17 protein-coding genes are annotated in these 22,602 nt (G+C 43.0%); 8 read left to right on the top strand and 9 right to left on the bottom strand.

What is annotated here, in order from left to right:
• Nucleotides 1-36: 36 nt before the first annotated feature.
• Nucleotides 37-948 (bottom strand): HTH-type transcriptional regulator MetR, encoded by a 912-nt coding sequence (metR, locus tag L4C35_RS18300; protein ID WP_428464245.1) that lies wholly within the window; start codon nt 946-948, stop codon nt 37-39.
• Nucleotides 949-1,181: 233 nt separating this feature from the next.
• Here metR and metE point away from each other — a divergent pair, with 233 nt between their 5' ends.
• Nucleotides 1,182-3,509 (top strand): 5-methyltetrahydropteroyltriglutamate--homocysteine S-methyltransferase, encoded by a 2,328-nt coding sequence (gene metE / locus L4C35_RS18305; RefSeq protein ID WP_428464246.1) that lies wholly within the window; start codon nt 1,182-1,184, stop codon nt 3,507-3,509.
• A 188-nt stretch (nt 3,510-3,697) separates the two neighbouring features.
• On the top strand, nt 3,698-5,308 hold the full coding sequence (locus L4C35_RS18310) for a CHASE domain-containing protein (protein ID WP_428464247.1): 1,611 nt from the start codon (nt 3,698-3,700) through the stop codon (nt 5,306-5,308).
• Nucleotides 5,309-5,403: 95 nt separating this feature from the next.
• Here L4C35_RS18310 and L4C35_RS18315 read toward each other — a convergent pair whose 3' ends face one another.
• Together L4C35_RS18315 and L4C35_RS18320 are read right to left on the bottom strand one after the other, a co-directional pair.
• Nucleotides 5,404-5,832 (bottom strand): META domain-containing protein, encoded by a 429-nt coding sequence (locus L4C35_RS18315; RefSeq protein ID WP_428464248.1) that lies wholly within the window; start codon nt 5,830-5,832, stop codon nt 5,404-5,406.
• A gap of 270 nt (nt 5,833-6,102) precedes the next feature.
• Nucleotides 6,103-7,791, bottom strand: a complete 1,689-nt coding sequence (locus L4C35_RS18320) for a mechanosensitive ion channel domain-containing protein (RefSeq protein ID WP_428464249.1) — start codon at nt 7,789-7,791, stop codon at nt 6,103-6,105.
• 422 nt (nt 7,792-8,213) lie between these two features.
• On the opposite strand from L4C35_RS18320, the gene L4C35_RS18325 reads away from it, so the two are divergent.
• Entirely contained in the window at nt 8,214-10,160 is a 1,947-nt protein-coding gene (locus L4C35_RS18325; RefSeq protein WP_428464250.1) for a hypothetical protein, read from the top strand.
• A gap of 214 nt (nt 10,161-10,374) precedes the next feature.
• Here L4C35_RS18325 and pstB read toward each other — a convergent pair whose 3' ends face one another.
• From pstB to L4C35_RS18345, 4 genes are all read right to left on the bottom strand, one after another.
• A complete protein-coding gene (gene pstB / locus L4C35_RS18330; RefSeq protein WP_428464251.1) occupies nt 10,375-11,124 on the bottom strand; it encodes a phosphate ABC transporter ATP-binding protein PstB in 750 nt (249 codons plus the stop codon).
• Between the two features lie 17 nt (nt 11,125-11,141).
• Complete coding sequence (gene pstA / locus L4C35_RS18335; protein ID WP_428464252.1) at nt 11,142-12,008, bottom strand: phosphate ABC transporter permease PstA; 867 nt, start codon at nt 12,006-12,008, stop codon at nt 11,142-11,144.
• 5 nt (nt 12,009-12,013) lie between these two features.
• Entirely contained in the window at nt 12,014-12,922 is a 909-nt protein-coding gene (pstC, locus tag L4C35_RS18340; RefSeq protein WP_428464253.1) for a phosphate ABC transporter permease subunit PstC, read from the bottom strand.
• Nucleotides 12,923-13,012: 90 nt separating this feature from the next.
• Nucleotides 13,013-13,837, bottom strand: a complete 825-nt coding sequence (locus tag L4C35_RS18345) for a phosphate ABC transporter substrate-binding protein (RefSeq protein ID WP_428464254.1) — start codon at nt 13,835-13,837, stop codon at nt 13,013-13,015.
• A 404-nt stretch (nt 13,838-14,241) separates the two neighbouring features.
• Here L4C35_RS18345 and L4C35_RS18350 point away from each other — a divergent pair, with 404 nt between their 5' ends.
• From L4C35_RS18350 to L4C35_RS18365, 4 genes are all read left to right on the top strand, one after another.
• Nucleotides 14,242-15,870: a methyl-accepting chemotaxis protein gene (locus tag L4C35_RS18350; RefSeq protein WP_428464255.1), complete on the top strand. Its 1,629-nt coding sequence runs from the start codon at nt 14,242-14,244 to the stop codon at nt 15,868-15,870.
• Nucleotides 15,871-15,961: 91 nt separating this feature from the next.
• Nucleotides 15,962-16,900: a LysR family transcriptional regulator gene (locus L4C35_RS18355; protein ID WP_428464256.1), complete on the top strand. Its 939-nt coding sequence runs from the start codon at nt 15,962-15,964 to the stop codon at nt 16,898-16,900.
• 271 nt (nt 16,901-17,171) lie between these two features.
• Nucleotides 17,172-18,392, top strand: coding sequence for a NupC/NupG family nucleoside CNT transporter (locus L4C35_RS18360; protein ID WP_428464257.1), 1,221 nt, complete (start codon nt 17,172-17,174; stop codon nt 18,390-18,392).
• 429 nt (nt 18,393-18,821) lie between these two features.
• Nucleotides 18,822-19,097 carry a hypothetical protein gene (locus L4C35_RS18365; RefSeq protein ID WP_428464258.1) on the top strand — a complete coding sequence of 92 codons (276 nt, stop codon included), beginning with the start codon at nt 18,822-18,824 and terminating at the stop codon, nt 19,095-19,097.
• Between the two features lie 27 nt (nt 19,098-19,124).
• Here L4C35_RS18365 and L4C35_RS18370 read toward each other — a convergent pair whose 3' ends face one another.
• Both L4C35_RS18370 and L4C35_RS18375 read right to left on the bottom strand, forming a co-directional pair.
• Complete coding sequence (locus L4C35_RS18370) at nt 19,125-19,928, bottom strand: family 16 glycosylhydrolase (protein ID WP_428464259.1); 804 nt, start codon at nt 19,926-19,928, stop codon at nt 19,125-19,127.
• 124 nt (nt 19,929-20,052) lie between these two features.
• The gene (locus L4C35_RS18375; protein ID WP_428464260.1) at nt 20,053-21,615 is read right to left on the bottom strand and encodes a DUF3131 domain-containing protein; all 1,563 of its coding nucleotides are present in this window, start codon (nt 21,613-21,615) and stop codon (nt 20,053-20,055) included.
• Between the two features lie 292 nt (nt 21,616-21,907).
• On the opposite strand from L4C35_RS18375, the gene L4C35_RS18380 reads away from it, so the two are divergent.
• The gene (locus L4C35_RS18380) at nt 21,908-22,570 is read left to right on the top strand and encodes a hypothetical protein (protein WP_428464261.1); all 663 of its coding nucleotides are present in this window, start codon (nt 21,908-21,910) and stop codon (nt 22,568-22,570) included.
• Nucleotides 22,571-22,602: the final 32 nt, after the last annotated feature.

Genomic DNA, 22,602 nt, shown 5'->3' on the forward strand with positions numbered 1-22,602 from the left:
TTAAAAAGGATTGAGGGGGATTGTATTAGTAACCGATTACGCCGGTTTAATCCCTTCTAAGTGCGTCTGGCACTGCTGACGGGCTGTCGCAAAAAAAGCCTGCAAATAATGGCGTTGGTTTTCTGATGCGCGAATAGCCGCATACAAGCGCCGCCACAATCCCTTGCCTAACGGTTTACTGACGATTAATCCCTGCCGAGCAAAGTCATGAATTGCCCAATTAGGTAAAGCGGCTACCCCGAGATCGGCTGACACCATCTGCACCAACATCAAAGTATTATCTGCTTGTTTCCATTTTTTCGGTTCGATATTAGCGGGTTGTAGGAAGTGCTTCACTATATCTAGACGGCTCTTTTGAACGGGGTAGCTCAGCATGGTTTGCTCAAGAATGTCTTCTGGTTCGATAAAATCTTTATCGGCTAATGGCGATTGTGGCGAAACGACCAAGCGCATTTCAAAGTCGAATAGTGGCTCGTAGTGCACTTCATTACGAGGTTGAATATCTGATGTGATCACTAAATCTAATTCTCCAGCGGTGAGCGCAGGTATAGGCTCAAAACCAAAACCCGAAGAGAAATCGAGCGAAACCGAAGGCCAATGGATTTGGTATTCCTTTAAAGCGGGCATGAGCCATTGAAAGCAAGAATGACAGTCAATTGCCATGTGTAATCGACCATGGGCATCTTCTTTTAAATTGGCAAGAGCGTGCTCGGCTTTGGTGATTCGAGGAAATATTTCATCAGCCAGTTTCAGTAGGATATCCCCTTCAGGGGTGAAGCGTACAGGGCGCGTTTTACGCAAGAAAAGTTGCCCACCTAAGCGCTGCTCTAAGTCTTTCAACTGATGTGACAGGGCTGACTGCGTTAAGCAAAGGGTATTTGCGGTGGCGGTTAACGAGCCTGTATCGCGTAATACCGATAGGGTGCGGAGATGCTTTATCTCGATCATTAGCTTTCTTCAATATCCGTTTGAATAAATTAATCAAATTCAATGTAACTGTATTCAATGGCAGTGTAAACATCTAGATGGCTAGATATAGCCGTGAGTAATATGAAGGAATTGCAATATGATTATTATTGATTATGAATTTTATTCAAATTGAATGTGAGTTATTCGAGATTGTTCAAAGGGAGCGGGTGCGGCATTGTTTAGACATCCAGACTTCTGAAGGAATTAGAATAATGACAACGAACTCAACAGTAACGCCAGCAGCAAAAGATGCAGCAAAAACAGTAACGCACATTCTTGGTTACCCTCGTATTGGCTCTCAGCGTGAATTGAAATTTGCACTTGAAAAGTATTGGCGTGGTGAGATTGATCAAAATGAATTAAAAGAAGTTGGTAGCTTACTACGCCATCGCCATTGGAGTGACCAAGTGGGTGCAGGTTTAGATTATGTAACCGTGGGTGACTTTGCTTGGTATGACCATGTGTTAGGCACCAGTATGCTGTTAGGTCACATCCCACAGCGCCACAATAATGGCTTCCCCGATTTAGATACCCTGTTCCGTGTGGGGCGTGGTAAAGCGCCAACGGGTTGTGCGTGTGCCGCATCAGACATGACTAAGTGGTTTAATACCAATTACCACTATATTGTGCCGGAGTTTACTAAAAATGATGAATTCAACGTCAGCTGGCAGCAGCTTTTTGAAGAAGTAACAGAAGCGAAAAAAGCGGGTCACGATGTAAAGCCTGTTCTGCTAGGCCCTGTCTCTTACTTATGGCTAGGTAAAGAAAAAGAAGAAGGTTTTGATCGTTTATCTTTATTGCCGCGTTTGCTCACAGCGTACCAACAAATCCTTAATAAGCTATCAGGGCTTGGCGTCGAGTGGGTACAAATTGATGAACCTGTGTTGGCACTTGAATTACCTAAAGCATGGGCCGATTCATTTAAATTGGCTTACCAAGTCTTAAAAGGTGATACCAAATTACTGTTAACAACCTACTTTGACAATATTACGCACCATCTGGATAAAATTGTTGAGCTGAATATTGATGGCCTGCATCTTGATTTATCAGCCTCGCCAGAGCAACTGGACGAAGTGGTCGCTAAACTTCCATCCTCTTGGGTGCTATCAGCCGGTGTCGTCAATGGTCGTAATGTATGGCGCGCCGATTTATCAGCACAACTTGAGCGCTTAGCACCTGTTAAAGCAGCGTTAGGTGAGCGCTTATGGGTGGCAAGTTCTTGTTCATTACTGCATAGCCCAATTGATTTGGATTTAGAAACCGAGATTGAACCAGAGGTTCGTCAGTGGCTGTCATTCGCGAAACAAAAATGCCGTGAAGTCACCTTGCTTGCACATGCACTTGATGGTGATGCCATTGCACAAGCCGAATGCGATAAATACAGCGCCCCGATTAAAGCCCGTGTAACCAGCGAGCGTGTAAACAATACAGATGTTCGTCAACGCACAAATGCAATTACCGCTGCGTTGGCTGAGCGTAAAGCCCCGTATAGCGAACGTGCTCGCCAGCAACGTAACGCGCTGGGGTTACCCTTGTTGCCAACTACGACGATTGGTTCGTTCCCACAGACCAATGAAATCCGTACGCAGCGCCGTGACTTTAAAGCAGGGCGACTGACAGAGGCGGATTATAATACCGCATTGAAAGGGCATATTGCTGATGCAATAGCGCGTCAAGAAGCGTTGGAACTTGATGTCTTCGTTCATGGTGAAGCTGAACGTAACGACATGGTGGAATACTTTGCAGAATTGCTCGAAGGCTTTGCGGTAACCCGCTTTGGTTGGGTACAAAGTTACGGTTCTCGTTGTGTGAAACCAGCGGTGATTGTGTCAGATATTTACCGTGCACAACCAATGACAGTTGACTGGGCGACTTATGCACAATCGCTAACCGACAAGCCAGTAAAAGGCATGCTGACAGGCCCAGTGACAATCTTAGGTTGGACTTTCCCACGTGAAGATCTCACCCGTGAGCAAATTGCCAATCAGATTGCCTTAGCGTTGCGTGATGAGGTGTCCGACCTTCAACAAGCTGGAATTAATATTATTCAAATTGATGAGCCAGCGATTCGTGAAGGTTTACCACTGAAAGCGAGCCAGTGGCAGAGCTACCTTGATTGGGCAGTAAACGCTTTTAAAATTTCAGCCGCTAGTGCTGAGCCTGAAACACAAATTCATACCCACATGTGTTACAGCGAATTCAATCACATTATTCAGTCTGTCGCAGCGCTGGATGCTGATGTGATAACCATTGAAACATCGCGCTCAGATATGGAACTGCTCAAAGCGTTTGAAGAATTTGCTTACCCTAATGAAATCGGGCCTGGTGTGTACGATATTCACTCGCCAAACATTCCATCAGTAGAGCAGATTATTCATTTAGTTGAAAAAGCAGAAGGATTGATTCCTGCTGAGCGATTATGGATTAATCCAGACTGTGGTTTGAAAACACGAAACTGGCAAGAAACAGAGGCAGCATTAAAAAATCTCGTCACAGCGGCAAAAACCTTACGAGAGCAATGGCAAGCCAAAGCGGTATAGTTAGTTTAATAAAGAGTATTAGAGGCGATTAGGCTAGGGTAAAACGGCGCACGAACTGTGCGTCTTTTTATTTTTTATAGAAGAATAAGCATAAAAGTGCAGGTCAGAGCAAAAAACAGAAACTCGGGGCTGGTAATAGGTTACTTTTGTTCTAACAATGAAAGGATAACTGGATAGCAAGGGCTCTAATGGGAAAGCGACTTTACAGAATAACCTTAATTTCAGCTATCATGGGGGTTATTATATCCAGCGTGTTCTTTGGTTTATTCTATCAAGTAGAAACAAAAAACATTGAACGTGAATTTCAAGATGAAATAAATGATAAAGCGCTTTCGTATTATAAGGGGCTTAAATTTAATCTTGAATCCATCTATGCGCTAAAAGCACACTTCGATCATAACGAAACTATTTCCTTAACTTCATTTGCGCAAGAGGCGGCATATATTTTAAGCCGTCATAATAAAGTGCAAGCGCTAGAATGGATTCCTCGCGTTCCGCATTCAGCAAGAGAACATTTTGAAGCGGAAGGGAAAACACATTACAAAGGGTATCAATTTACCGAGCGGTTAAGCTCTGGTGAGATGGGGTTAGCAACTGAGCGAGATTATTACTACCCTGTTTTCTATCTAGAGCCGCTAGAGTTGAACCGAGCTGCAATGGGATACGATCTCAACTCAAACGCTCAACGCCGTGAAGTTATGTCTCGGGCAATTGACTCTGGAGATGTTCAACTGTCCGAAGGGGTCGCCCTTGTGCAATCAAAAGATAATCGGATAGGTGTGTTAGCATTAATACCTGTGTTTGATACCCCAATTCTGAATAATAGAGAAGAATCACTGCGTGGATTTATTGCCGGGGTTTTTGATATTAAGTCGATATTTTCTGCGATATACCGTGGCGGTGAAGAGAAAGAAATTGCAATTACCCTGTGGGATGCCAGCACTCCCGCCAATAAGTCGGCGTTATATTCGCGAGATTTGAGTCATCGTTCGCCGGGTGAATTACTAATACAGTATCGCTACACGCGATCAGTGATGAACTATGCGGGGCGACGGTGGGTACTTGAGGCTATACCAAGTCGACATTACTTTTCATCGCGAAGAACACACACGCCTTGGTGGATATTTATTGTTGGCAATGTTTGTTTTGGATTATCAACCTGGATGGCATTTATTGCAGCAAAAAAAAATGAAGCAATGCAAAATGCGTTGGATGAAAAAAATGCCCAGTTAAATAATGCGAATGAAAAACTGGAGCGTTTAACGAAAACGGATGCATTAACCGGTATCGCAAATCGGCGCTATTTTGATGAATATTTTGGAAAAGAATTTTTACGGTCTAAGCGAGAGTCTAAGCCTTTAGCTTTGCTTATTTTAGACATTGATTGCTTTAAGCAGTTTAATGATACCTATGGGCATCAAGCTGGTGATCGTTGTTTGCGGCTAGTGGCAACTGAATTAGAGCGTGTATTAAAGCGCCCAGCAGATCGAATCGCGCGGATCGGTGGTGAAGAGTTTGCTGTCTTATTACCCAACACCACAAGTGGCATTGTTGTCGCAAAACAATGTAAAACGGCAATAGAGCGTATTGCGATTGAACATACTTCAGCGAAGCATGCGAAAGTTGTGACTGTTTCTGTTGGGGTTGTGTCTGTGAGTAAACTAGAAAATCAAACACCTGAATCTTTGTTTAATCTCGCAGACTCTGCTTTGTATCAAGCAAAGTCAGCGGGTCGAAATACAGTACGATGCATTAAAGTCTTACCTGATGTTGCGCCTGAGTTAGTAACTTTATGTTAAGGACTTCCTCTCTTGGCGGCGATAGCTGAGATTGGTCTAAAAAGTAAAAAAGCGAAGCACATGAGGCTTCGCTTTTTATTTTAGTCTGAGTGGTATTACTTAGCGTCACGTTCAAATGTTAGCGTGTGCTCAGCACCTTTCAGGGTAAGTTGGTTACCGCTGATAGTTGCTTCGCTCCAATCACTTAGCGTTTGTGCAAACGTATTTTCTAGTGCCATTGCTGGCGCTGGGCAAGCCATCATCGTCATACCCATTTTATCTAAACGCACTTTGCCTTCTTTATATTCTGCTTGGCCAAAGAAACGGTTACAGCCAGCAAGGCCGTTTGCGTTTAGATCCGCACCTAGTTCTAGGTTAGGCGCTTTCATCGGTTCAGGTAGTTCAAGCGCTTTGCTATCAACTTGCGTAAGTACCCAATTGCTATTGGTTAGTGCTTGTTCTGATGCAACTTGAGCTGTGTTGTTGTTTGCACATGCCGCTAGCAATACAGGAAGAGCAAGGGCTGCTAAAAAACGCTTTTTCATAATAGGTTTCCCCAATAAGTAATGGCTAGCCATTAGATAATAAAGTTATCTCACAATGAGAATGGGCATCATTATAGCGTTAAATATTGAATAGTTGCTTGATGAGATAGCAATTAATCACTAATAATTTTTAACGTTACAATCAGCACTCTTTTCTTGAACTGTTTGTTTATGATGCCAAAATTATGAGGCTACTATCGCATGGTGGTTGAAATGGTTTGTTAGCACTGCGTCAATTTTACACTGTTCATCGTTCTTGTAGACGTGCTTTTAACCTTGTCTTTTTTTCGCGATATTAGCCGCTTCTGCGTCAGCCATGTGTAAATGAACATCTTGTTGAGGGAAGGGAATTGAAAGCCCAACTTCATCAAATCGACGCTTTACTTCACGGGTGACATCCCAGTAAACATCCCAGTAATCTTCTGTTTTTACCCAAGGGCGTACAATGTAATCCACTGATGAGGTATTTAGTGTGTGTAATTTGATGGTTTTTTCAGGTTGGCGAAGCACCATAGGGTGGTCATCAATAATGTCATTAAACACTTTTTCAGCGAGCTCTAAATCGTCGCTATAACCAATACCAAACACCATATCGACCCTACGAACCCGTTCATGCGTCACGTTCTTAATGGTATCGCCCCAAATTTTACTGTTCGGCACAATCAAGATTTGGTTATCAAAGGTTTTGATAGTGGTACTTACTAAGCTCATGTGGCTAACCTTGCCCGATACGCCGCCTGCTTCAACGAAATCGCCAACATCAAAAGGACGGTAGATAAGTAGCATCATGCCAGATGCAAAGTTAGAGAGGGTATCTTGTAATGCAAAACCTATGATCACACCTGCGACCCCGAAACCGGTTAATATTGGGGTTAAATCGAGTCCTATTTGCGATAGTGCAATCAGCAGACCGATACAAAATACCCCCTTGCCTGACATGGAAACAAAGAACTCTTGCATTAATTGAGACATGCGGAGGTTAGGCGACGATACTGCTTTTTTCACCATTTTACTGGTGATGTTTTTTAGCACCCGAAACACCGCAATAATGATGATAAACACGAATAGTTTGAACAACATTTGTGGGGCATTATCAACAACCCAATGGCTCAGATCTTCAAGGTTGTTACGCACAATAGATAGCAGCACTGCAACATTAAGCAAATCATTGGTCACGTTACCCGTTTGCTCAAAAATCTGTTTTTTATAGTCGGCAGTATCAACCGACATTTGATCGGCTAGTTTGATGAATGCCTGCATGTTAGCTAAATCACTGGTGAGCTGGCGTTCTGACAATATATGTAACAGTTGCAACGAGCCTTTTTCACTGTCGGTTGCTGCTTTTAATTGCTTATTCAGTGTTTGTTCTTGCTGACTATTAAAGGTAAGAGAGGCTGAAAGGAACTCTAACTTATGCTCAATGTTTTTGACGAGCGTACTCTTTTGCTTGCTGGTATCGACACCCAGATCTGCAAGCCAATGATAATTTACCCATTGCTGACTCAACAGCCGTTGGATGTAACTGCGGATCTCTTGGACTTTTTTCTGGGTCAGTAGCTTTTGTTCATCACCAAGAGAATCTAATGCTTGTTCATCAGATGTTACTTTCTTCGTTAAAAAGGTAATAGCTTCTTGAATAAACTTAACTTGAGTGTTTACTTGGTCGAGGACAAACGCATGATAGGGCTTAACCGCATCATCGTTTTGCTTTGAACGCGCGACAAGATTGGCGATGACTTCACGTAGTTCTTCATTTTTATTTATAAGTTGAAGGCTGACAACATTTTGCGCAGCCCCTTTAGAGCTTTTAGATTCATTAAGCAGCTCTTTCAGTTCAACATTGAGGCTTTTTATCTGCGCGATGGCAGCAGGTTGTTGGGGGGGATTTGATGACGCCTCTTCCACATTAGCCCAAACCCATGACGAAAACGTGACTAATAGAATGCAAAGCAAACGCATGAAGCGGTACTCCTAAGCTTAAATTTAATAACCAATCTTTAATAGCCAATCTTTAATAATCATACTGCTAGCATAACTAATGCTTTATACGACAAATTGGGTGTTTTGTGTGAATGTTTTGCTCCATCGAGTATCCACGATGACTGATTAGATTCTATTAATTTAAGCAGATCACGCTGTAATCTGTGATATTGATTCAAGCTCTATGGTGTAGGTTTTGATCGTTAAGTGAGCAAAACTTACAAACATAAAGAGTGATTATGATCAAAATATCTTTAAAAATAGTGCGTTAGCACACGAATTATCGTGATGAAGGATAATTTTGCTATTGCTGTCATTTATACTTATCCGCTTAATTATAAAAATATCATCTTATTACCCCGTAATAGGAAAACGTTAATTGGTATAGGTATATGGAAATAATGTCTAAACGACTTTTACTCGCAGCCTTATGCTCGCTGAGTTTAGTTTCAGGTTGTGCATCGACGTATGAAGATGGCTTAACTGCGCTTCAAGAGGGAGAGCCAGCAAAAGCACAAGAAATTTGGGTAGAGCTGGCGCAGGAAGGCAATGTCGATGCCATGTATGGCATCTATGATTTGGCAAGTCGTCGTTATAATCGAGTTTCTGACTCTGATATAGAATGGTTGAAAAAAGCAGCCGATACAGGCATGGCGAAAGCACAATATCAATATGGCCTGATTATCTTTAATAATAAGCAGTTTGCACTAGGCCATCAGTACGTCCAACAAGCAGCAGCGCAGGGTTACCCTGATGCTATTGAGTTTGTAAAACGCTATAAACCGACTATTGATACTTTCTTATTGGCTGAAAAGGGTGATCGCGTTGCCGAGTATAATTTAGGCGTGTATTACTCAAACGGTAGCGAGGGTATCGATAAAGATAAGGCAGAAGCGGCGAGTTGGTATTTAAAATCAGCCAAGCAAGGTTATGCGTCTGCTCAAAATAATCTCGGTATTATGTATGAAGAGGGAAACGGGGTTACCAAGAATGCTACAGAGGCTACAAAGTGGTATCAAAAAGCAGCCGATCAAGGGTTAGCTTCTGCCCAATTTAATCTGGGTGATCTTTATGAGAAAGGCCGTGGTGTAAAGCGAGATTACCTGAAAGCGGCGGGGCTTTATATGAAAGCCGCCGAGCATGGGTTAGCAAGCGCGCAAAACCAGCTGGGTAATCTCTATCTTAATGGGAAAGGTGTAAAGAAAGACGCCACAAAAGCACTTGAATGGCATACCAAGGCAGCTAAGCAAAATTTAGCCGCAGCACAATATAACGTAGGGCAATCCTATTACTTTGGTTATGCAGGTACGGTAGATAAAAAAAACGCGGCATACTGGTATAACAAAGCCGCGGTACAAGATTATGCCAATGCGCAAGCTAATCTCGGGATTTTGTACAGCAATGGCGAAGGAGTAGAACAAAATTATCAGCAGGCTGTTAAATGGTTAGCTAAAGCTGCTGAGCAAGGAAATGACAATGCTCAATATGCACTGGGTAACCGTTACTACAATGGTGAGGGGGTTAATAAGAGCTTTTCATCTGCAGCTAAGTGGTATGGCAAGGCGGCTAAACAAGGTCATGTAGATGCACAATTTAAATACGCCAATAGCTATGCATTTGGAGATGGCAATACTAAGAACAACCGCACGGCATTCACTTGGTACAAAAAAGCAGCAGAACAAGGGCATACTACATCACAATATAACTTAGGTGTTATGTATGATAATGGCGAGGGAACAACCAAAGATTATGACGCTGCGTTTAACTGGTATAGCAAAGCGGCAAAGAGTGATCATGCCTCTGCACAAAATAATCTAGGGCTGCTTTACCAAAAAGGCCGAGGTGTTAAGAAAAATTACGCGTGGGCTGCATATTGGTTCGCTAAATCTGCGCAGCAAGGTAATCAGTACGCGAAGAACAATATTAACGATGCCCTGGCTAAGTTGAACAAACTTAAAACCAATGCGCCAACCGTGAATATTTTGTCTGCAACTAACACTAACAGCAATGTGGTGAAGAAGCTGTCAAAAGGGACATATGTCTATACCCTGGCTAGTAACGATACTTGGACTGAAGTGCTTGATATCAACAACTACACCTTGGGTTATGTCAAATCTGATCAGCTAGTGAAAAATGTGCCTGTGAAGCCAAAGAAAACGGCTCAAGCAAGCTACGACCCATACCCAGTAAAACCACGGGCGAAATCGGGTTTTGTCACATGTAATACCAAATGTACCAATGGTAACTGTTACCGTACTTACTCCGATGGTCGTAAAGTGCATTTCCAAGCCAAACAAAAATGGAATGCGTTCACATCGCAGTTTGAATGGGATTCAGGTGGCTGCTAATCGATATACCGGTGTGCGTCATCATTGATGCGTTACGTGTATGAGTTAATCGCTAGAACGGCTTTCTTCGGAAGGCCGTTTTTAAATGAACAAAAAAAGCCCCCTTACTAGAAGGGGGCAATAGTACCATCGCTTTTATTATTCGTTTCAATACGGCAACTGAGGAATAAAGAAGGCCAGTTTGAGCGTCCATGGCCTTCAAATCAGTGGATGATTAGCCGAAATCACCATTGACGTAACCGCGGGTACGGTCATCGCCTGGGGTGTTGAATAGAGCTTGTGTGTCATCGTGTTCAACCAGTTCGCCCATTAGGAAGAAGGCTGTGCGGTCTGAAATACGACGTGCTTGCTGCATGGAGTGGGTCACGATAACGATGGTGAACTCTTTTTTGAGTGACTCCATCAAATCTTCAATCTTTTTGGTTGCGATAGGATCCAGTGCCGATGTTGGTTCATCCATAAGGATAACTTCAGGCTGCATGGCAATGGTACGAGCAATACACAGACGTTGTTGCTGACCACCTGAAAGACCAAAGGCGTGTGATTTAAGACGATCTTTTACTTCATCCCACAATGCTGCGCCACGCAGTGATTGTTCAACCACTTTGTCTAATTCTTTCTTGTCTTTAATACCTTGAGCACGTAGGCCATAAGCCACGTTTTCGTAGATGCTCATTGGGAATGGATTCGGTTTTTGGAATACCATACCCACTTTAATGCGCAGTTGAGAAACGTCGATGTTGCCGTAAACGTTCTCGCCATCCATGGTTAGGTTACCGTCGATTTTCACGCCTTCAATCAGGTCGTTCATGCGGTTCAAACAACGAAGTAGGGTGGATTTACCACAGCCAGATGGACCAATTAATGCTGTTACCTGACGGTTTGGAATTGGCAGGTTAATCTTTTTAAGTGCTTGGTTCGAACCGTAGTATAGGTCTAGGTCTTGGATATCAAATTTGTTCATGGTTTTCTTCCTCAAAATTAGTAAGTCGCGGTATTGAAACGGCTAGCAATCAGTTTGGTTAATAAGTTAATCATCAGAACAATGACAATCAGAATGGTTGCCGTTGCGTAGGCTTGTTGCCATTCGTGAATGGTGTAGAGCTCTTGAGTCAACTTATACAGGTGAACGGTTAACGTACGGCCAGAGTCGAAAACGCTCTCTGGTACGCGGGCAACCATGCCTGCTGTCATGAATACCGGTGCTGATTCACCAATTACACGACCAACGCTGAGGATGATAGAGGTTACGATACCAGGCATAGCGCTCGGTAAAATAAGTCTCCAGATAGTGTAGATTTTTGAAGCGCCCAGACCGTAAGAACCTTCACGGTAAGTCTGAGGTACTGCCATTAATGCTTCTTCCGTTGTACGGATAATTACAGGCAGAATTAGAATGCTCAGTGTTAATGCACCAGACAGAATCGAGTAGCCAAAGCCCAGTACAACAACGAAGAACGTCATACCAAACAGGCCGTAGATAATCGACGGAATACCTGCCAGTGATTCAGTACAAAAACGAATAACCTTAACTAACTTACTGCCGACTTTGGCGTATTCAGTTAAGTAAATGGCCGTCATGATACCCAGAGGTGCAGCAACAGAAATAGAAGCGGCAACCATGTATAGGGTCGAGACGATCATAGGCCAAATGCCAGACTCTTGACCTATGGTGGTGTAGTTAGATGTCACGAAGGACCAATCTACATACGATAGGCCGTTACTTAGGATGTACCATACAACCCAAAGTAGGAAACCAACGGTTACTGCCGCTGATGCCCAAATAACACCTAACGAAATTTTATCTTTCAGCAGCTGATGTGCTGTGTTCGTTGCTTGTAAAGCCATAATAGTTACCTCGCGCGCTCACGGTTTAGGTAAAGAAGCGCAGCGTTTAACGTCATGATGAAGACTAAAAGAACAATACCCGTTGCGTACAGCGCACTTGCGTGAACGCCTGTCGCGTAGGACATTTCAATGGCAATGTTTGCTGTCAGCGTTCGTGCTGAATCCAGTAAGCCTTCAGGCATTGCTGGTGAGTTACCCATTACCATAATGATTGCCATGGTTTCACCCAGTGCACGTGCGATGCCTAAAATAACGCCAGTCATGATGCCAGAGCGTGCGGCTGGAACTAATAGCTTGAAGATGGTGAACATCTGCGAAGCACCTAACGCCAAAGAACCTTCTTTGTATGTACGAGGTACAGCGCGAATCGATGTTTCTGAAACGGTAATAACAGTAGGCAAGATCATCACAGCAAGGACAATAATACCGGCTAGCACTGTGTTACCTGCAGGCACTGAAAACACATTTTGAATCAGCGGGACGATAATCACGAGGCCGAAGAAGCCATACACTACCGATGGAATACCGGCCAATAATTCAATCATTGGTCGAATGATGTTGGCTAAGCGCTTAGGAGCAACCTCTGCGATGAAAATGGCCGTAAGCACACCGATTGGCACACCTAAAATCACCGCACCTGCTGTAGAGACCAGCGAGGCAACAATCATAGGCGCAATACCGTAAAGTGCAGGCGGTAGCCAGTCGGTGCCTAGAACGATGCCAGAAACACCAGCATATTTAAACGCATCAATACCTTCACGGAAAATGAAATAAGCAATTGTAATCAGAGATAAAATACCTAGTGCAGCACTAAGCATAAAAAGGTTTTTGAAGAAGAGTTCACGCCAGTCGATCGTTTTCTTCGATCGTAGTGACGATATCTTCGTTGTATTTTCAATATTTGCGATGGTCATAATAACAACTCCAACTGCCAGCCAAATCTGTCGCTGACATTGAGGCAAAAATAACGCTCAGCAAAATACTGAGCGTTTTTAAAAGGTGACTTAGTTAACTGCGATGTAGCCTTTACCTACTACTAGCTTTTGTGCTTCTTCAGTTTGTGTCCAGTCTAGGAAAGTCTTAGATGCTGGGTTAATTTTTGTTGTCTTGTAAAGAACAAGGAATGGACGTTGTACTTTGTACTCACCAGAGTTAATTGCTGCTACTGATGGAGCGTGGCCGTCTACAGATAGTGCTTTTAGTGAGTTATCAACAGTACCTAGCGAGATGTAACCAATCGCAAATGGGTTGTTGGCAACTGTTGTTTTTAGCTGGCCGTTACCAGAGGCAACTTGTGCGCGTTGAGAAATTGCCGACACTTTAATGTCGTTGATTTTCTTTTTAAGGCTCATGATGTCTTCGAATGCACCACGAGTACCTGATGCTGTGTCACGGGTTACCACTACGATTGGCTTGTCTTCACCGCCAACTTGTTTCCAGTTAGTGATTTCACCTTTATAGATTTTAGTGATGTCTTCTTTCTTTAAGTCTTTTACAGGATTGCTGTTGTGAACAACAACGGCGATACCATCACGAGCAACAACCACTTCTTTTAGTTCGCTCGATTTTTCAGAATCTTTTAAGTTACGAGAACTCATACCTAGGTCAGCAGAGCCGTCATTTGCTGCACGGATACCCGCAGATGAACCTGGGCCTTGAACTTCTACAAACACAGATGGGTTTGCTTTGCTGTATGTTTCACCAAAAACTTCCATGAGTGGTGTTACTGAGCTAGAGCCAACAACAGAGATTGTTTCGTTTGCAACTGCAGCTGCGTTAAAAGCCATTGAACCTGCAAGAGCTAGTGCACCGATAACCTTTGTTTTCATTTTCCTGGTCCTTTACATGATGGCGTAATTGCCAATTGGGTTTGTATGAACAAGGCCAAGATTAGGAGAGTTTTATGACAATCATGTTTCAGTAGTTTGAACACTGTATGACGGTAGACATAATTGCTTCATATTTGTGTCATTAGGCTAACTTTTGAGTGCTTAACGGTGGGGATGGGGTCGAAATTGATGATGGTGTCATTTTTTTGCTGTTAACACTTATTCAACTAGCGAATTATTTGTCGCAAGTTTATGTGTTTTCTTGCGATAAAATGAATTGAAATTGTGATCTGGATCTACCTTTATCCTCATTTATAGGGGATAATGCAGCCCATTATCGGCTTTATAAAATTATAAATTCAGGCCGAATATAATACGTTACAGCTATTTATTTGAGGTTTTTGATGAATTTTTCTTTAAAGAATCTATCGATTCGCACCCAGGTTTTACTACCTGTGCTATTGATGGCCGGTGTTCTTTTATTGTCTTTGCTATTTACTAAAGCAGAATTAGAAAAAGAACAAGTACACGTTACACAAAATACTAATGCATTGATTGAGTACAAAGATACGATAGCTAATATTGATGATCAGGTTTACCCACTACGTATCAGTGCGGTTTATGCGATTTATGATGCAAGCCGTCGTGATTCATTCCTAACGGAATTGAACAACGGTGCACGTAAAATTGCGGTGGATCTTCAACAAATCGATCAAGTTCCTCAATTTCGTGATGATGCAAAAAATGTAAAAAATGCGATTGATGCATACATCCAATACTCTACTCGTGCTGTTGCGTTTCTTAATCGTTACGATACAGGCGTTGTATCGCAAGATGAATTTAACCGTTTCATTAGTGAGTACCGCACCGTTGGTAACACTATGGTGGCAACCATCAATAAGCTTTCTCAAGATGTGAATGATTACGGCACGGCTAGCATGAAGGAAAGTGCTGAAGATAATGCCGCTGTAATGCTTAATGCTTCTATGGCTATCTTAGCTGTGTTTGCTATCGCTATTTTTGGCGCTTGGTGGTTATCTGGCTTAATTGTTAATCCAATCGTGAAGCTTCAAGCGGTAATGCGCGAAGTCGCGGGTGGTAACTTACGCGTTAAAGCAGATCAAGACGGTGAAAACGAAGTTGCACGCTTAAGCGCTGACGTAAACAGCACCGTGACTCAACTACATACGACAGTTGATGCACTTATCCGTATCAGTGAAGATGTTGCTTCTGCATCAACTGAGCTTGCTGCGGTAATGACTCAGTCTGAAGCGAATGCTCAGCAAGAACTTAACGAGATTGACCAAGTTGCCTCTGCTGTTAATGAGCTTTCAAGCACAGCAGATAACGTCAGTGATAACGCAACGAATGCGGATGCGACTGCGAAGCAAACAGATGATCTAGCGAAAGAAGGTTTGAATATCTTTGAGCAAAGCAATGCAGCTAGCCAGCAGATGTCTAACACGTTAGAAGAAGCCGCTGGTGTGGTGACTCGCCTGAAAGATCAATCAGAGCAAATCAGCAAAGTTATCGAAGTAATCCGTAGCATCTCTGAGCAAACGAACCTACTTGCGCTGAACGCGGCGATTGAAGCGGCACGTGCGGGTGAGTCTGGTCGTGGTTTTGCGGTTGTTGCCGATGAAGTACGTATGCTTGCAGCACGTACCCAGTCTTCTACTCAAGAAATCCAAACGATTATTGAAGAACTTCAGTCTCAGTCTGGTAATGCGAATGAAAGCATGCAGCAAAGTCTTGAGATGCTTCAGCGTAACCAAGCGCTTTCTAACCAAGCGAATGATGCACTGGTCGGTATTACTGAATCTGTTGTTCAAATCAGCGACATGAATACTCAAGTGGCTACTGCTGCTGAGCAACAATCTCAGGTTACGCAAGACATTAACCGTAACGTGACCAATATGTCTGAGATCATTAACCAGAACGTTGCTGGTATTAGCCAGAGTGCACAAGCAAGTGCTGAGCTGTCTCAACTTGCCGAGCAACAAAAACAACAGCTATCTTTCTTTAAACTATAAGTTTAACTAAATAGTTGATAAAAGCCTGTCTTTGACAGGCTTTTTTCGTTTAGGCTCAAAGAGCCGCCAATGATTAACAGTGAAAGTCGTAATGATTAAAAAAGCCCAACAGATGATCGTCTTTAACGCGCTGACCAAGCAGCAGAGCTTCACTAAAGCCGCACAATTGCTGGATATCTCACGTACGCAGGTGAGTAAGCAAATTCAGCAACTGGAAGAGCGGCTAGGGGTGCAGTTAGTGCAGCGGACGACGCGCTCTTTTGCTTTGACAGAAGAAGGGCAACGTTTTGCGGTTCATTGTGAAAATATTGCGAGCGAGATAAATGATGCGGAAAGTGAGTTAGTTGAAGTCAGTGATACCATGCAAGGCTTATTGCGGGTTGGGATTGCGCAGTCATTTGCACGTCATCATATTGCGCCTTTTATATCTGAGTTTCATGGGAAATACCCTCAACTTGATCTCGAACTGAGCCTGTTTGATCATCGGGTTGATCTGATTGCCGAGCAACTCGATCTTTGGATTGGCATGACAGACTCCCCACCAGAGGGTTTTGTTGCTCGTCATTTAGCAGATTGTCATTTTGTGTTAGCGGCAAGCCCCGACTATTTAGCCCGCCATGGTGTGCCTTATACGCCTGATGATCTTGCTGCTCATAATTGCATTACCTATTACAGTCGCGAACGTAAAGACAACGTCTGGAGCTTTAGCAAAGCCAGTACCCATGATCAAGAAAACACAAATCTTCAACTGAAAGTGAAAGGTAACTTCAGGGTCGACTCTGCTGATGCCATTTTAGATGCCACACTCACTGGCAACGGAATTGGTTATTTGGCGACGTATTTATTGGAGAAGGAATTTAGCGAAGGGAAGTTGGTGCGTCTACTGCCTGACTGGACGCTCACTCAGCACATGCCTTTGTATGCGATATACCCTAGATACAAGTTTCTACCCAAGAAAGTACACGCATTTATCGAGTTTGTGCGTCAACATATCGGTGAACCTGTCTATTGGGACAACGTATTGCGGTAACGTTTGCACCAAATCTTGTGCAATATATCACCATGAGAAATGTATTTAAGGGGCTTAATAACGTGATCATTGTCACTTATGGAAACAAGAGTATCCCATATACGCACCAATCAGGTTGTTTTCGTTTGCTTTGCTGATAAAAGCATCAAAAACTCGAGCTTATGTATCCAAACTGTAAATGAGTGTAACAATCTGATCCTTGTCACACTTTGTAATATGAATAGAATGCCTCCGCAATCGTTTACTAAAAAAACTACTGTGGAGAATGACCTTGAATTATTTGGTCAGCATTTTAGGCGTATTTACGCTTTTTGCGGTTGCTATCTTATGTTCAGAAAACCGTCGCGCAATTAATTGGCGCACTGTGGGTGGCGCTTTTGTTATCCAACTAGTGTTTGCGGGATTCATTCTATATGTACCTGTTGGGCGCGATATCCTCAACAGCGTGTCAAACGCAGTATCTGGCATCATCGACTACGGTCGTGTTGGTACCGAGTTTCTTTTTGGTGAACTAGCACAGTTTAAACTTGGTTTCATTTTTGCGGTTAACGTACTGCCGACGATTGTTTTCTTCTCTGCACTTATTTCTGTGTTGTACTACCTTGGCGTAATGGGCTTCATCATTCGTACAATCGGTGGCATGTTGCAACGCATTCTTGGAACAAGCCGTACTGAATCTATGTCTGCTACAGCAAATATCTTTGTTGGTTCAGTAGAAGCGCCATTAGTTGTACGTCCATACCTAGCTAAAATGAGCCGTTCAGAGCTGTTTGCCGTTATGGTAGGTGGTTTAGCCTCTGTTGCTGGTGGCACACTGGTGGGCTACGCTGGTTTAGGTGTCGATATTAGTTACCTAGTGGCAGCAAGTTTCATGTCTGCGCCTGCTGGTCTAATGATGGCAAAAATCTTAGTTCCTCAAACCGAAGTGGTTGATGACGAGAACCAAGCATCAGATGACGGTGAAGATGACGAACCAGTAAACATCATTGATGCGGCGACACGCGGCGCATTGGGTGGTCTACAAATTGTTATGGCAGTAGGTGCGAGCCTTTTAGCTATCATCAGTCTTATTGCATTAATCAACGGTGGTTTAGGTCATGTTGGTGAGTGGTTAGGTGTGAATAACCTAAGCCTTGAATTGATCTTTGGTTACTTGTTTGCGCCTGTTGCATGGTTGATCGGTGTGCCATGGTCTGAAGCAACGGTTGCAGCAAGCCTGATTGGTAAGAAAATCGCGGTTAACGAATTTGTTGCTTTTGCTGACTTGATGGCAGTTAAAGATCAACTAAGCGCACATTCTCAAGCTGTAGTGACATTTGCATTATGTGGTTTTGCGAACCTAACCTCTATCGCTATGCTAATGGGTGGTTTAGGTGGTGTTGTACCAAGCCGTCGTCCTGATATTGCGCGTTTGGGTTTTAAAGCGATTTTTGCAGCAACCTTAGCAAACTTAATGAGTGCAACTATTGCTGGTGTGTTCTTATCTTTCTAAGTGCCATCACAAGCTAAGAAATGAATAAAACAAACAGAGAGCCTCGGCTCTCTGTTTTTGTTTATGGCAAGCTTGGCATTTATATTGCTAATATTAAATAGTCAGCTAACAAATCACAGTCTGAACAAGGAAAAGCTTGTTATGTTTAAAGGCGTGAACATAAGAAGAAAAGTCTGTAAGGCGAAGCATCTGTGAAGCGTAGAAAGTGAGGAAACGTTGCCCGCATATACGGGCAACGATAAGACCTAAGAGCGTACATCTTATCAATAGAAAAATACCGAGAAGCGTTTTGTATTGATGGTAAAAGTATAGTGAAGAATGGTCTCCCGCTTTCTTAAAAGTGATACAATTTTAAAACGCTAGCACAGTGCCGAAAGTTAGCTGTTTTCTACTGTGCTTTTGTTTTAATCAATACTGGTTGGCTCAGACATGAAATCACCCGTTGATAAGCTTCTTACTAAACATGAAAACTTGATTCATTCAGACGGTAAAAAAGTGCTGTCACATACACAGAGAGATGATGGGGAGTGGATACTACACACCATCATGATTGAAGATTGTGATGCACCATTTAAGTTCCGTCGAACCAAGAAGTATCGAACGCTAAAAGGGCAACAAGTTAACTTAACTTATTACCCCGATAGCGAAACCGTGGCGGGTTTTGAGATAGAAGTGATGCGCGTTGTGCGAATTAAACTGCATTAATCGCTAGCAAGCTTTAAGCACTTCCTTTTATGGTGTTACTTTGCATTTTGCACCTTGGGTGTAGCTAATGTTGCGGAAATAGGCCGTCGGTGTTTGTCCTGCTTCTGTATACTCGCCAGCCCAATTTGAAATCCTTGAATCGGTTAACCACACATTCGCCATAATGCGCAGGGTTGAATCTTTCGCTGACGGGGTTGGATTTTCGGGTGAGTTCTTTTCTGTGTGAACCAGCTCGCCATCGATGTACCACTTGATCTGTTTTTGGGTCCATTTGATGGCATAGCGGTGGTAATCCTCCGATGCATCAAAGTTCAAATAAATCAGCTTTTCGTTGCTGTTTTCGTACCGATCATCATTCGTCCAGTAATTGATTTGGATGGCATTGGTGTTATTACCAAGAAACTCGATATCAATTTCATTGTGCATGCCATTACTGTTTTCATCTTTATCGTAAGGCCCGGCAAATAAGAAGAATGCACTGACCATGCCTGGCTCATTAACAGGCTTTATTTCCGCTTCAAAACAGCCATAACGATAAAAATCATGGCTGCGCAGTTCGCCAGATTGATAGTCACTACTGCCGTCACTCAGTGGTGTTTTACTGAGGGTGATTGCCATTCCCTGATCTTCTGAAAAGGTGATCGCTTCGCCTTCCCAGCGGTTTACAAAAGGAAAACCATTACTCCAACCGTCAGATTTCCACCAAATCTCGGCGTTTAATGTATCGAGCGGATCGACAAAGTTGTTATTAGTATTTGCAGCAAAAACAAAAGGCGAAACCCAGCTGCAAGCTACGAGAGCGAGTGGAGTTAGTGATTTGATTATCAGCATAACAGTATCTATTTGTAGAAGGCGTACAACCAGTGTAGCTACGATATATGAAGCAATAGCTTGCTATGTGTATCAGTATTAAGACAAAACACACTTTTGAAGCAAAAGACACATCAAGCAGCACTTAGCCGTTAGAATTGTCAGGAATACTAGGCGGTATATAGTCAAAAATAGGCTTGTAGCTTCGCTGCTTATACCATAGGGCGATCAGAATGAGCGAATTTGTATTGATGTTATAGGCTGTGTTGGGAGAACTTGCCTTATATAATCCGGTTGGTATAGAACGGTTATTTAAACTATTGCTAACGACTGTCTTGTAGAGTAATTGACTGTAGCTGTCGTTGTATAACACGCTTAACCCAAAGGCGACTTTGTTACTGAACGCTTGCCCATTTTCGATAGGCTTGCCGCCTGGCGAGGTTGCAAGCCAGCTCTTACCATAGAAGTAGATATTATTGTATGCAAACCACGGACGTTGGCTCAGGGCATCCTCCGCAAAGATTGTAAGTGTCTGTGATTTGTCATAACGGGTTTTATGTAGGCTATAAAGGGCATCTAACTGGTTCCACCACAAATCGTGATAACCTAACTCTATAGCCTGTAAGACATAGGGGTCGGTGGTAAAGTAGGGTAAGTTGCGAATATCTATATACACTTGTTCTTCATCTACCGTGACATGCTTACTGTACTTAGGGCCTAGGGCTTCTGAGACATCCAGTTTCTCCATCGCAAACCCTTGTGCAGCATATTGCAAATAGCCCAGTCGGCCTTCTTGACGGTAGGATGTCGATTTTTTTGATTTATGTTCGCCAAATAAAGTCCCTTGATTCACCGAACGATCAATTCTCCACTTTGCAGTAATTGCATCAATTTGATCGACTAATTCAGGTTTGTAAGTTGCTGCAATATTCAGCCAAATAAGTAACCGACCAATATCTAAGGCTGACCACCCATCGCCATTTGTTTGGGTTTGGCTGAATGAACCTGAAGGTTTACCTGTTTTTGTATTGTATTGGCGATTTGGCAGTATGCCTTTATATAAGGGTAAATTGAGTAATGTTGTCAGTGTTTTTTCAAGCATGGCATTTGCTTGAAGTGTAGTGTATTCACCAAGATACTCCAGAGCCAAAATTGCCCCAATACTACTGCCTACATCCCACATTGTTGCGTGAGAGTAGCCTTGCACTGAATCAATTAGGCCTGTTGTACTATTCCAGTTTCGGTCAACATAATAGCGGCCTTTTTTTATTAGTAGCCGATCTTCACGACTGAGCTTGGTAACTTCAGAAGGGGAGTGCATTCGGTGAATTGATTTTTTTTCTGAATGGTCAATACCGATACTATGATGATCGAGAGCGACAGTCTCTGCGTTTATGTCTATGGCTACATCGGTATCGGTTTGGGATACCCCTTGTTGTTCGGTCGAGATAATTGCAGGAGAAATACTTCGGCGTTGAAACTCAATAACACTGGTTTTACTGTTGTCTACTGCCTGTGTTACAGCGCGCCCACCAAAAAAACTGGGTGCTTCAGCGTTAGGAGACGCATGGTTTTCAGCCGAATCTGGCACTGTAACTTGAACTGAAGTATCAGCTGCATGATTAGCAAAACTAAATGGTGTACCCAGCACAAAACTCAGCACCAAAGCCGTAGTGATATATTGAAACCTGTACGGGAACCATTTCATTGTTAGGCAAACCTACATCGAACTTATTCATCCATGAATTAACTAACTATATGTTAAATAAAAGCTAAATCAAGTTTGATACAAGACGCTGTGATATGAAATATGATGAATTTAATAAACGGTGTTTCCTACTAGTTATCTTATTTATGAGAATAGAGCGATAAAAGGCAACATTGGGTAAAAGGTCAGCATGAGATGCTTGTATAATTATCATGCTATTCGTTACAATCTGCGCAAAGGATCGTATTCAGCGTTTTTCAGGGAAGTGACTTAATTGAAATAAGGCTACCCTGTGACTGCACCGCATATTGTTGAGTTTCTTTCTGATATTCCACACCAATTACAGATTGGCTGTGATGCTTTAGCGTTACGCTTGGCTACGGTTAATACGCCTACCAGCTATGCTTCTCGCCGTTACGTATTGCCTCGTACTTCGGCAATGATGGTCAAGTCTTACCTTTCTCAAACACAACTGTTTCTTGAACCTTATGGTGACGTAGCAGACGCAGAGGTTGTACTCGCTTTCTCATTTGGCGATGCGCCTGCGGTCAATAAAGAATTAGCCAAAGTCGCGCAAGATAGTGTGATAGCACATCCCACCATGCCGTTATTAATGCAGCAAGAAATTGCGATTCATGCGCGAGAAAGCCGTGTTACATCAAGGTTTAGTATTCAAGCCAATGACTATCAAACGACTACTGATGTGGCACAAGCCGCGTTAACGTTAACGGATAAGCGTAAAGTTTTGGTGGTGGCGCAAGCTTGGCACGCGCAACGGTGTATCGATACCTGTAAATCGCTGGGGTGGGCGGTTGTTGGGCTGCGCTGTTCTTCTGCTTTTCCTGAAGATGATCCACAGCCTTGGGTACGCCACCCGCTAAATTGGATAATAAAAGAAAGCCATCGAGAGCAAGCCGCTGGCTATGAAATTAGTGAGCGATTTCAATTAATTTAGTGATATTTGCGAGTCTAAAAAAGCTAACATAT

It is taken from the genome of Photobacterium kagoshimensis (genome assembly GCF_050337045.1).
Lineage (GTDB): Bacteria > Pseudomonadota > Gammaproteobacteria > Enterobacterales > Vibrionaceae > Photobacterium > Photobacterium kagoshimensis.